Genomic DNA, 12,325 nt, shown 5'->3' on the forward strand with positions numbered 1-12,325 from the left:
CGCGGAGGTGTCGCATGGGAACAGGCGGACTGCTGTCGGGCCGACATCCGCCCGTTCAGGCCGAAACGGTGCAGGAGAGCGAACACACACGCGTCACCCGGCTGCCTGTCGCCGGGCGCACGGTCATCCGCAAGGAGCCGCTGGGGCCGGACGCCCGACGGCGGGTGCGGCACGAGGTGGCGACGCTGGAGCGGTTGCGCGGGGTCGCCGGGGTCGCGCAGCTCGCGGAGGTGCCGCGGCAGCCGGGGTCGATCATGGTGACGGACGCCGGTGACACGACCCTGGCCGGGCTGGCGAAGCCGCTGGCCGCCGGCGACCTGATCGGGCTTGCGGTGGCGCTGACCCGGGCGGTGGCGGAGATGCACCACCGGGGCGTGGTGCACCGGGACATCACGCCGGCGAACGTCGTGCTGTCCCGCGACGGGACGCCGTGCCTGGTGGACTTCGCCCTGGCGACGTCGCTGGCCGAGGTTCGTCCCGAGTTCACCCACCACACCGAGATCGTCGGCACGCTGGCGTACCTGGCGCCCGAGCAGACCGGGCGTACCGGCCGGCCGGTGGATCAGCGCGCCGACCTCTACGCGTTGGGCGCGACGCTGTACGAGCTGGCGACCGGTGCGCCACCGTTCGGATCCGGCGACCCGCTGCGGCTCACGCACGACCATCTCGCTCGCGTGGCGGTGCCGCCGGCGAAGGTGAACCCGGCCGTGCCCGAGCCGTTGTCCGACATCATCATGCATCTGCTGGAGAAGGAGCCGGACGACCGCTACCAGACCGCGGACGGCGTGCTCCACGACCTGGAGCGGTTGCGCGACGCGGGCCCGCGGGCGGCGGCTGAGCTGCGGGTGGGTGAACGCGACATTCCACCGAGGTTGTTGCCGCCGTCGCGGCTGGCGGCTCGCGACCCAGAGGTGGCGGCGCTGCGGGCGGGGTTCGAGGACGCGTTGGCGGGCCGGTGTCGCGGGGTGCTGGTCGGCGGACCGGCCGGGGTGGGCAAGACGGCGCTCGTCGACGAGCTGCGGCCGGTGGTGACGGACCGGGACGGCTGGTTCGTGGCGGGCAGGTTCGACCAGCACCGGCGGGACCTGGAGTCCGATGCGTTGCATCAGGCGTTTCGCGCGTTGGGCCGGCTGTTGCTGGCCGAGCCGGAGCACGAGCTGGCCAGGATACGCGGACGGATCCTGGCGGCGGTCGGGCCGAACGCGGGTCTGCTGAGCAGGATGCAGCCGGAGTTCGCGGCGCTGCTCGACGTGCCGCCGGACGTCGGGGATCCGCTGACGGCGCAGGTGCGGATGCAACGAGCGGCGGTGAAGGTACTGGGTGCGGTGGCCTCGCGGCAGCGGCCGATCGTGGTGTTCGTCGACGACCTGCAGTGGGCGGGGCGTATGACACTCGGCATCGCCGACCTGGTGCTGAGCGAGGAACCGATCGACGGCCTCCTGCTCGTAGGTGCGTACCGCGACGGCGACGGCGACGCCACGCACCTCACGGCGGCGCCGCTGTCCCGGTGGCTGGAGCAGCCCGGAGTGCGGCACCTGCGGCTGGCCAACCTGTCCGGTCCCGGTCTCGTCACCATGGTCGCCGAGATGCTGCACATGGACCCGGCCCGGGCGGCGGGACTGGCCGGGACCATCGGTCCGTACACCTCCGGAAACCCCACGAGACGGTGGAACTGCTCAACGCGCTGCGCCGCGACGGCGTGCTGACCGTGACGGCGGACGGTTGGCACTGGGACGAGACGGAGGTACGCCGGCGCCTGCGCCGCTCCGAGGTGACGCGCCTGCTGGAGCCGCGGGTCGAGGCCATGCCGCCGCGGTCCCGGAAGGTGTTGGAGGCGATGGCGTGTCTCGGCGGGCGGGCCGAGCTGCGCCTGCTGCGGGCCGCCACCGGTGACACGGCGGACACCGTGGAACGGTGGCTGGCTCCCGCGCTCGACGAAGGCCTCCTCGTGATGGAGCCCGGAGTGCGTGAGACGGTGCGGTTCCGGCACGAGCAGACCCGCGAGGTGGTCCTGCGCGCCATGGACCCGCACCGGCAGCGCGCCCTGCGGGTGGCCGTCGCGCGGCGGCTGGCCGGAGTCCCGGAGCTGTTCGCGGTCGCGGCGGAGCAGTATCTGCCGGTGATCGACGCGGTCGACGGCCCGGCGGAGCGGCACCGGGTCGTGGGGCTGCTGCGCCGTGCCGCCGACCAGGCGGCGCTGGTCGGCGACCACGCGGTGGTGGACGCGATGCTGAAGGCCGCCCTGCGGTTGATCGACCCGGATGACCCGGATGAGACCGCCACGCTCGTCGAGGTGCACACCGCCCGCCACGCAGCGCTCTACGGCCTGGGAAACCTGGACGACGCGGACGAGGTGTTCCGGACGATCGAGCGACTGTCCGGCAGCGTGACCGAGCGGGCACACGCGACCGGCGTGCAGGTGAGCAGCCTCACCCACCGGGGCCGTTTCGCCGAGGCGATCAGGCTGGGCGTCGAGTCGCTGCGCGAGCTGGGCATCACCATCCCGGCGGCGGACCGGATCCCCGCCGAGCTCGACCGTCAGTTCGCGAGCCTGCTGCGGCGGCTGGACCACTCCGAGCGCGGCGACGACGTGACCCGGCCCGAGATCACCGACCCCGTGATCCTCGCCTCGGCGCAGCTCCTCAACGCGATCATCGCGGCGGCCTACTTCGCCGCCGACTACGCGACGTATAGCTGGCTCAGCATGGAGGCGCTGCGGATCTGGGTCGAGCTCGGCCCGGCCCCGACCCTGCTGGGGCCCGCCAGCGCCGCCTGCAACACCGCGGTCGTGCGCGGGAACTTCTCGGCCGCGTACCGCGTCGGCCGGCGGCTGGTGGCACAGGGTGCGGCCCGTGGCTACGAACCCGCCACCTCGCACGCGCGCTACCTGCTCGCCGGCAACAGCCACTGGGTCGAGCCGACCGAGAACGGTGTCCGATCATGTCAGCGTGCCAGGCAGGGGCTGATCGCCGGTGGTGACCTGGCGAACGCCGGCTACTCCTACTACTACACCGTGTCCCGCATGGTGGACTGCGCGCCGACGCTGGACGCCCTCGTCGCCGAGGTGGACGCCGGGCTGGCGTTCGTCCGGCGTACCGGCAACGAGCAGACCGGCCGGGTGCTCGACAGCTATCGGTGGCTGGTCGGTGTGCTGCGCGGCGAAAGCTCGGACGTCGCGGGCGGCGTGTACCCCATCGACATGCCCATGCCGCTCCCGGCACATGTCACCCGCGGGATCGCGGCGGCCGTCTTCGACGATCCGGCCGCCCTGACGCGGCACAGCGCGGCGGTGATGTCGTTGCTGACCCCGCTGGGCCCGTATCCGACCGACGCGGCCTACGTGCTGCGCGGGCTGGCGCTCGCCGGGCAGATCCGGGACAGCCGCGACGGCTCGCCCGCGGGTCTGCTGTCCGAACTGGACGACGTGACGGACTGGCTGGCCGCCCGCGCCGCGGACGCCCCGGCGAACTTCCTGCACCTGCTGCGGCTCGTCGAGGCCGAGCGGGCCTGGGCGGTCGGCGACTTCCGCGCCGCCGACCTGGCCTTCGACGCGGCTCTGCGCGCGGTCGACCAGCGTCAGCGCCCGTGGCACCGGGCCGTGATCACTGAGCACGCGGCCCGCTTCCACCTCACCCAGGGCCTCGAACACGCCGGATACAGCCTGCTGGTCGAAGCCCGCCGGGAGTACCTGGCCTGGGGCGCGACCGCGAAGGTCGACCAGCTCGACTGGGCGTACCCGACCCTGCGAACGCAACCCGACCGGACCGCCGCCGAGCCCGGTGTCGCCCCCTACGAGCGGGCCGTCGTCACGACCGGAGCGCTCGACCTGCTCGGCATCCTGTCCGCGTCGCAGGCGCTGAGTTCGGAGACCAGCATCGGACGGTTGCACTCGCGGGTGGCCCACGTGCTCAGCGCGATGACCGGTGCCACCGACGTGTACCTGTTGCTGTGGAGCGCCGACCGGCAGGACTGGCTGCGGCCCGCGACGGGCGGCGACGCCGTCGCGCTCGACGGCGCCGGCCGCGACGGCGCGGCGCCGATGTCCGTGGTGCGCTATGCCCAGCGGATGCGCGAACCGCTGGTCGTGAGCGACGCGACCCGCGACGACCGCTTCGCCCGCGACCCCTACTTCGCCGGTGTCCCGTGCTGCTCGTTGCTGGCCGTGCCCATCCTCAGCCGCGGCACGCTCCAGGCGATGCTGCTGCTGGAGAACCGGCTCATCCGCGGCGCCTTCACCACCGAACGGCTCGACGCCGTCAAGCTCATCGCCGGCCAGCTCGTCGTCTCCCTCGACAACGTCCAGCTCTACGCCGAGTTTCGCCGGATCGCCGACGAGCAGGCCGCGTTGCGAAGGGTGGCGACGCTGGTCGCGCGCGGGACCGGCCCCGAGCTCGTGTTCGCCGCCGTGGCCGACGAGGTCGGCACGCTCGTCGGCGCCGACGACACGGCGATCGTACGGTTCGAGCCGGACGGGGACGCGACCGTGATGGGACGCCACGGGTCCGAGCCCACCCGGCCGGGTTCACGCGGCAAGCCCGACGCCGGCTCGGCCATGGCGGCCGTCCAGGCCACCGGCCGCGCGGCACGCCGCGACGTGCGCGCCCCCGCACCGGCGAGCCCGGCCGGGCCCGGCCCGGCGGGACTCCGATCCGTGGTCGCCGGCCCGATCCTGGTCGAGGGCCGGGTCTGGGGCGCCATGACGGTCGGATCACGGTACCGGCGGCTCCCGCCGGACACCGAGCAACGGCTGGCCGACTTCACCGAACTCGTCGCGACCGCCATCGCCAACGCCGAGAGCCGGGCCGAGCTCACCACCTCACGGGCACGGCTGGTCGCCGCCGCCGACCAGGCGCGCCGGCGCATCGAGCGGGACCTGCACGACGGCGCCCAGCAGCGGCTGGTCACGCTGGCGCTGCAACTGCGCACGGCGCAGGCGGCGCTGCCACCGGAACTCGACACAATCTCCGCCGAGCTCGACCGAGCCGTCACCGGGGCGGCCGGCGCGCTGGACGAGCTCCGCGAGATCTCACGCGGCATCCACCCGGCCATCCTGTCCGAGGGCGGTCTCGGCCCGGCCCTGCGCTCCCTCGCCCGCCGCTCACCGATCCCGGCCGACCTCGACATGGCCGCCATGGGGCGACTGCCCGATCAGGTCGAGGTCAGCGCGTACTACGTCGTCGCCGAAGCGCTGACCAACGCGGCCAAGCACGCCCACGCGTCGGCGGCCACGGTGACCGTCGAGGCTGTCGAACCCGACACGGCCGACGCTGTCCTGCGGGTCGCGGTCCGCGACGACGGCGTCGGCGGCGCCGACTTCACCCGCGGCACCGGCCTGCTCGGCCTCAAGGACCGCGTCGAGGCACTCGGCGGCCGGATCGTGCTCGACAGCCCCCGCGGGACGGGCACCACCCTGTCCGCGGAGTTCCCGCTCACGTCCCCTGTCCCGCGGTGAGCGGCCCGTCAAGTCCCACCGGACGGCCGGCGGGCACGGCACGGGATGCCGGCGCGCGGCTTTCGTGTGGTGCGGACGGTGCCGGTGGGGCGGACCCGCGGCGGTCAGCGGCCCAGGAAACGCAAGGCGTTGGCGCCCAGCAGCTTCGCGCGCTGGGCGTCGGTCAGGAAGTCGGCCGCGTCGACCACCGCGCCGACCGGGCGCTCGCCCAGCGGGTACGGATAGTCGCTGCCGGCCATCACCCGGTCCTCGCCGAGGGTGTCGACGAGCAGCCGCAGGGCGGCCGGGTCGAACACGACCGAGTCGACCGAGAAGCGGTCGACGTAGTGCGACGGCGGATGCGCGGACCGGCCCCGGACCGCGTCCCCGCGCCGGTGCCAGGCGTTCTCCGCCCGGCCGAGCCAGAACGCGAAGCTGCCACCGCCGTGGGCGAAGCAGATCCGCAGGCTCGGCGGTACCACGTCGAACACACCGCCGAGGATCATCGCCAGCACCGACAGGTGAGTCTCCGCCGGCATGCCGGTCAGCCAGCGGGCCATCCACCGGTCCAGCCGCGGGCCGTCCGGCATGTCCCAGGGGTGCACGAAGACCGGCGCGCCGACCGACGCGCAGTGCTGGAGGAACGTCACGGTGCCCGGATCGTCGAGGTCGCGGTCGCCGACGTGGTTGCCGATCTCGACGCCGACGTGGCCGTTGGCGAGGCAGCGGTCGAGCTCGGCGCAGGCCGCGTCCGGGTCCTGGAGCGGCACCTGGCAGAACGGCACGAACCGGTCCTCGCCCTCGGCGGCCAGCTTCAGCGTCAGGTCGTTGAAGATCCGGGCGACCTTGACCGCCTGGCCGGCCGGGCGGTCGTACGAGAAGAACACCGGCGTCGGGGAGATCACCTGGACGTCGACGCCGTCGGCGGTCATGTCCGCGAGCCGGGTCGGCGCGTCCCAGCAGGACGGGCCGACCGGCCGGAACTCCGCCGACCCGACCATGATCATGGCCGCGCGTTCGGAGTCGACACGCAGCCACGGCCACCCGGTGCCGCCGCACTCGGCCGCGAGATCCGGCCAGCCGTACGGCACCAGGTGCGTATGGACGTCGATCCTCATCCTTTGCCCGGGTGAACGGTGCCGCAACCGGTGCAGGTCCGCGCCTTCTCGTCGTCGTAGAACGCCTGGAACACCGGGGGCAGGTCCACCACGATGTCCCGCACCTGCAGCTCCACCTCGTGCACCTTGTTGCCGCACGACGGGCAGTACCACTGGAACTTCTCCAGTGTCCCTTCCTCGCGCACCCGCTCGACCACGATGCCGATCGAGCCCGCCCCACGCTGCGGCGAGTGGGGCATGTCGCCGGGCAGCAGCCACATCCCGCCCTCCTTGATGTGCACCGTGTCGGGACCGTCGGGTGTCATGACGTCGAGGTGCATGTTGCCCTTGATCTGGTAGAAGAACTCCTCGTACGGGTCGACGTGGAAGTCGGTGCGCTGGTTCGGCCCGCCGACGACCATCACGATGAAGTCCGACCCGGTCGGGAAGAGCTGCTTGTTGCCGACGGGCGGCTTGAGCAGGTGCTGGTTCTCGGCGAGCCAGTCGGGGAAGCTCACCGGCGACATGTCAGTCATCTCCACCTCCATGGGGGCCGCTTCTACCGGGGACCAGCGCGACGGCCTGGATCTCGATCAGTAGGTGCGGGTGCGGCAACTGGTGCACGGCGACGGTCGTGCGGGCCGGTCCGGTCTCGTCGAAGAACTCGGCGTAGACCTCGTTGTAGCCGCCGAAGTCGTTCATGTTGACCAGGTACGTCGTCACCTGCACCAGGTCGTCCAGCGACGCGCCGACGGCGGCGAGGATGCCGCTGATGTTCCGCAGCACGGCGCGGGTCTGCTCGCGGATGTCGAGGTTCGTCGTGCCGAGCGCGTCGACGGACGCGCCGGCGATGGTGTTGTCGGGCCGCCGCGACGACGTACCGGACACGAACGCGAACCCGCCGGCGACCTTCACGTGCGGGAACCGGCCGCGCGGCCGGGCCGCGCCCCCGACGATCATGCCCCCTCCTCCTCGCTTCGCTCCGGACCGGTCATGTCAGGTCCACACAGACGTTGGTGAGCTCGGAGTAGAAGGCGAGCGAGTGCACGCCGCCCTCGCGGCCGACGCCGGAGGCCTTGACCCCGCCGAACGGTGACCGCAGGTCGCGCAGGAACCAGGTGTTGACCCAGACCAGCCCGGCGTCGAGGGCGAGGCCGGCCCGGTGCGCCCGGCCGACGTCGCGGGTCCACACCGTCGCCGCGAGGCCGTAGTCGCTGTCGTTGGCCAGCGCGAACGCCTCCTCCTCGGTGTCGAACGGCGCGACGTGGCAGACCGGTCCGAAGATCTCCTCACGGTTGGTACGGGCACCGGCCGGCAGCCCGACGAGCACGGTCGGCTGGACGTAGGCGCCGCCGTCGCGGGCGTCGCCGAACGTCGGCGTCCCGCCGCCGGTCACCACCGTGGCACCCTCGGCGCGCGCGAGATCGTAGTAGCCGAGCACCTTCTCGCGGTGCCGCTTCGAGATCAGCGGCATCGTGCCGGTGCCGGTGTCCCGGGGCCATCCCCAGGCCAGCTCGGACGCCGCCGCGCCGAGCCGGGTGACGAACTCGTCGAAGACCGGGCGCTGCACGTAGAGCCGCTCGGTGCACAGGCACACCTGGCCGCCGTTGGTGAAGCTGGAGCGGACCGACCCGGCGACGGCCGCGTCGAGGTCGCTGTCGGCGAAGACCAGCCCGGCGTTCTTGCCGCCGAGCTCGAACGAGACCGCCTTCACCCCGTCCGCGGCGGCCCGCATGATCGCCGAGCCGGTCGCCGACTCGCCCGTGAACGTGATCGCATCGACGCCCGGGTGCCGGGTCAGGAACTCCCCCGCCGAGCCGGGGCCGAAGCCGTGCACGAGGTTGAACACCCCGTCCGGGACCCCGGCCGCGGCCATCACCTCGGCGAGCAGCGTCGCCGACGACGGCGTCTCCTCCGACGGCTTGACCACGACCGCGTTGCCGCACGCGAGCGCCGGCGCCACCTTCCAGGTCAGCAGGAGCAGCGGCAGGTTCCACGGCACGACGATCGCGACGACGCCGACCGGTTTGCGTACCGCGTAGTTGAGCGCGCGCCCGCCGGCGGCGGTGACCGTGGTGAACGACTCGGTCGGCGTCGCGGCGACGATGTCGGCGAACGCGCGGAAGTTGGCCGCCCCGCGCGGGATGTCGAGCGTGCGGGCCTGGCCGACCGGCTTGCCGGTGTCGGCGACCTCGGCGGCCACCAGGTCGTCGAAGCGCCGCTCCAGCTCGTCGGCGACGCGGCGGAGCACCGCGGCGCGCTCCTGCTCGCTCGTGCGCCCCCACGGGCCGCGCACGGCTGCCCGCGCAGCCGCGACCGCCGCGTCCACCGTGGACGCGCCGGCCTCGCACACGTCGGTCACGAGGTCGCCGGTGACCGGGCTCAGCTTCGGAAACGTCGCGGCGGTGGCGACGAACCGCCCGCCGATGAAGTGCTGGAGCGTCATCGCCGCCACCGCACGATCGCGGTCCCGACCGCACCGAGGGCGAGGAGCCCGGCGGCCCAGAGCACCTGATGCTGGCGCCGTACCCGGTCACGCACCTGCGCGTAGGGCGTGGTGCTGAACGACACCAGTTCGTAGCGGGAGACGTAGCGGCCGGGCAGCGCCCGCTCCAGCGCGTGCTCGATCGTCTTGCCGAGCCGGAACACCGGCGAGGCCACCCTGTCCCGCATCTCCACGAAGTTGGCCAGGGCCATCGCCGCGATCGCCTCGACGTCGTCGCGGCGGCGCGCCTCGAACAGCGGCAGCGCCTCGGCGAAGTCGTCGCCGGTCTCGTCGAGCACCCGGTCGAGCACGACGCAGTCCTCGAAGCCGCAGTTGGCGCCCTGCCCGTAGAACGGGACGATCGCGTGCGCCGCGTCGCCGATCAGCCCGACCGGCCCACCCGGCGTGACCGCCTGCCACGGCCCGCAGTGGACCGTGCCGAGCAGGCCGACCGGGTTGAGCCGGTAGTCGTCGACGAGGTCGGGCATGAGCGGCACGACGTCCGGGTAGACCGCCTCGAAGTGCCGCTCGATCGCGGCCGGGCCGCCCAGCGACGCGAAGCTCGACGTGCCGCCGTTGGGCCAGAAGAGCGTACAGGTGAACGTCTTGTCGGGGTTGGGCAGCGCGATCATCATCGACGTGCCGCGCGGCCAGATGTGCAGGGCGCCGGGGTCCATGGCGAAGTCGCCGTCCGGGCCCGGCGCGATCGTCAGCTCCTTGTAGCCGTAGTCGAGGACGTCGACCGACTCGTCGAGCAGCCCCATGCCGAGTAGGTGCCCGCGCACCGCGCTGCCCGCGCCGTCGGCGCCGATGACCACCTCGGCGGTCGCCTTCACCTCGCCGGAGGGCGTCGCGAAGACCAGCGGGTCGAGCCCGGTCAGCCGGTGCTCGAAGAGCAGCTTCACGCCGGCGGTGGCGGAGGCCGCGGCCGCGGCGAGCAGCGCGTTGTTGAGCGCTCCCCGGCTGATCGAGTTGATCGCCCGCTGCCCGTCGAGGCTGTACCGCTGGAAGTCCAGGTCGCCCGCCACCGGGTGGATCATCCGGCCGCGCATGGGCAGCGCGTCGGCGAGCACCCGGTCGGCGAGGCCGAGCCGGCGCAGGGCGTCGAGGCCCCGCTCGGACAGCGCCAGGTTGATCGACCGGCCCCGCTCGGCCCCGCCGGTGCGGGGGTCGGCGCGGCGCTCGTAGACCGTCACGGTGTGCCCGCGCCGGGCCAGGAAACAGGCGAGCAGGCTGCCGGTGAGGCCCGCACCCACCACCGCGATGTCCGTCATGCCCCCTCCTCGCGTGCGATCGCGGTGGCCGCCCGCCAGCAGTCGTGATACGTCGAGTACAGCGGCACCGGGGCCAGCCGCAGGATGTCGGGTTCGCGGCTGTCCGCGATCACGCCGTACCGGTGCCGCAGGGTCTTGCTCAGTCCTCCGGCGTCGCCGACGCGCAACGACAACTGGCAGCCGCGCCACGCCGGGTCGCGCGGTGTCACGACCTCCACGCCGGTCGGATCGAGCAGCGACTGCAAAAACGCGGTCAGTCGTTCGCTGCGCGCCCGCAGGGCCGTCATGCCCACCGCGTCGAACAGCTCCAGCGAGGCGCGTACCGGGCTCATGGCGAGGATCGGCGGGTTGGACACCTGCCACGCGTCGGCGCTCCTCGGCGGACGGGACACGGGCGCCATCTCGAACCGGGTCGCCGGCTCGGTGCTCCACCAGCCCTCGAACCGGGGCAGGCCGGCGCCGGTGTGCCGCTCGTGGACGAACGCGCCCGCGACCGCCCCGGGCCCGCCGTTGAGATACTTGTACGAGCACCAGGCGGCGAAGTCGACGCCCCACTCGTGCAGGCGCAACGGCACGTTGCCGACCGCGTGCGCCAGGTCCCAGCCGACGACCGCTCCGGCCGCCCGCCCCGCGGCGGTGATCGCGGGGATGTCCATCAGCTCACCGGTGAGGTAGTTGACCCCGCCGAGCATTACCAGCGCGATGCGGTCCCCGTGCTCGCGGATGGTGGCGAGGGGGTCGTCGGTGCGGACCACCGTGCGGTCGGGGTCGAGGCCGTGGACGGCGGCCTGGCTGCGCACCGCGTAGCTGTCCGACGGAAACGCCGTGTCCTCGATGACGATCAGCGCGCGCTCACCGGCCGGGCGGTAGAACGAGACCATCAGCAGGTGCAGGTTGACGGTCAGCGAGTTCATCATCACCGTCTCGTCCGGCAGCGCGCCGACCAGGCGGGCGGCCGGCTCGCGGAGCAACTCGTGGTACGGCAGCCACGGCCGGTCGGCCTCCAGGTGGCCCGCCACGCCGAGGCGCGCCCACGCGTCGAGCTCCTCGAGGAGCTCGTGACGCACGGCGCGTGGCTGCAGGCCGAGCGAGTTGCCGGCGAGGTACGCGGTCTCGGGGTGGTCGCCGCTCTCGGCCGGCGGCACGTGGAACAGGTCGCGGTGGCCGGGGTCCTCGGCGTCGAGCCGGTGGGCCCGATCCTCCATGGCCTCGATGGACACCACTAGATCACCGTCCGGGCGGACCACAGCTCCGGGAAGACCACCCTGCCCATGCTGCGGGTCAACCAGGCCGCGCCGGACGAGCCGCCGCTGCCGATCTTGTTGCCCATCGTCCGCTGTACGGCGGTCAGGTGCTTGTACCGCCACAGGCCGAACTCCTCGGCGACGTCGGCGAGCACCTCACCGAGCAGGTAGAGCGGGTTGTCGGCCCGGTCGTCGCGGTAGATCTCCACCCAGGCCCGCTCGACGGCGGGCGACGGCACGTATTCGCCGGCGTGGCCGGCGGTGAGCACCTCGGCCGGGATGTCGAAGCCGCGGCGGGCGAGCACGGCGGTGACGTCGTCCCAGAGGCTCGGCGCCGCCAGCGCGGCGGCCAGCTCGTCGTGGAGGTCCGCCTGCCGCTTGAACGGCCGGATCAACGCCTCGTTCTTGAGCCCCAGCAGGAACTCCAGGTGGCGGTACATCGCCGACTGGAAGCCGGACGCCTCGCCGAGCAGGTCGCGGAAGCGGTTGAAGTCGGACGGGGTCATCCAGCGCAGCCCGTTCCAGGCGGCGACGAGCCCTTCGAGGTGGAGCCTGGTGCGGCGCAGCGGCGCGAGCGCGCCCCAGACGTCGTCCTCGCGCAGCAGCCGCTGAGCCTCGCGCAGCTCGTGCCGCGCCAGCCCGAACCACAGCTCCATCACCTGGCTGACCATGAGGAAGGACATCTCGCCCGGATCCTTGCTCAGCGGCTGCTGGAGCGAGTGCAGCGTGCTGGCGTGGACATAAGCGTCATACGGCACCTGATCGGGGAAATCCAGTCTCGGTCCGCTCACCAG

9 protein-coding genes are annotated in these 12,325 nt (G+C 73.1%); 2 read left to right on the forward strand and 7 right to left on the reverse strand.

Features of this window, described 5'->3' with window-relative positions:
* The first annotated feature begins 14 nt into the window (after positions 1 to 14).
* Together Drose_RS21795 and Drose_RS21800 are read left to right on the forward strand one after the other, a co-directional pair.
* Positions 15 to 1,706 carry a serine/threonine protein kinase gene (locus Drose_RS21795; protein WP_260723145.1) on the forward strand — a complete coding sequence of 564 codons (1,692 nt, stop codon included), beginning with the start codon at positions 15 to 17 and terminating at the stop codon, positions 1,704 to 1,706.
* A complete protein-coding gene (locus Drose_RS21800) occupies positions 1,667 to 5,452 on the forward strand; it encodes a GAF domain-containing protein (RefSeq protein WP_260723146.1) in 3,786 nt (1,261 codons plus the stop codon). Before Drose_RS21795 ends, Drose_RS21800 begins: the two co-directional genes overlap by 40 nt.
* Positions 5,453 to 5,556: 104 nt before the next feature.
* On the opposite strand, the gene Drose_RS21805 is transcribed toward Drose_RS21800, so the two are convergent.
* From Drose_RS21805 to Drose_RS21835, 7 genes are read right to left on the reverse strand one after another with little or no spacing between them, the layout of a single operon-like run.
* Positions 5,557 to 6,549, reverse strand: coding sequence for an amidohydrolase family protein (locus tag Drose_RS21805; protein ID WP_260723147.1), 993 nt, complete (start codon positions 6,547 to 6,549; stop codon positions 5,557 to 5,559).
* A complete protein-coding gene (locus Drose_RS21810; protein ID WP_260723148.1) occupies positions 6,546 to 7,064 on the reverse strand; it encodes a 3-hydroxyanthranilate 3,4-dioxygenase in 519 nt (172 codons plus the stop codon). The genes Drose_RS21805 and Drose_RS21810 overlap by 4 nt, the downstream gene beginning before the upstream one ends.
* On the reverse strand, positions 7,057 to 7,488 hold the full coding sequence (locus Drose_RS21815; protein ID WP_260723149.1) for a RidA family protein: 432 nt from the start codon (positions 7,486 to 7,488) through the stop codon (positions 7,057 to 7,059). The genes Drose_RS21810 and Drose_RS21815 overlap by 8 nt, the downstream gene beginning before the upstream one ends.
* Before the next feature lie 31 nt (positions 7,489 to 7,519).
* Positions 7,520 to 8,974: a 2-hydroxymuconic semialdehyde dehydrogenase gene (locus Drose_RS21820; RefSeq protein WP_260723150.1), complete on the reverse strand. Its 1,455-nt coding sequence runs from the start codon at positions 8,972 to 8,974 to the stop codon at positions 7,520 to 7,522.
* The gene (locus Drose_RS21825) at positions 8,971 to 10,287 is read right to left on the reverse strand and encodes an FAD-dependent oxidoreductase (protein WP_260723151.1); all 1,317 of its coding nucleotides are present in this window, start codon (positions 10,285 to 10,287) and stop codon (positions 8,971 to 8,973) included. Before Drose_RS21825 ends, Drose_RS21820 begins: the two co-directional genes overlap by 4 nt.
* A complete protein-coding gene (gene kynU, locus Drose_RS21830; protein WP_260729777.1) occupies positions 10,284 to 11,492 on the reverse strand; it encodes a kynureninase in 1,209 nt (402 codons plus the stop codon). The genes Drose_RS21825 and kynU overlap by 4 nt, the downstream gene beginning before the upstream one ends.
* Before the next feature lie 17 nt (positions 11,493 to 11,509).
* Complete coding sequence (locus tag Drose_RS21835) at positions 11,510 to 12,322, reverse strand: tryptophan 2,3-dioxygenase (protein ID WP_390891220.1); 813 nt, start codon at positions 12,320 to 12,322, stop codon at positions 11,510 to 11,512.
* Between the last annotated feature and the right edge of the window lie 3 nt (positions 12,323 to 12,325).

Origin of the sequence: Dactylosporangium roseum, from assembly GCF_025264685.1 — a bacterium.
Taxonomy (GTDB): domain Bacteria; phylum Actinomycetota; class Actinomycetes; order Mycobacteriales; family Micromonosporaceae; genus Dactylosporangium; species Dactylosporangium roseum.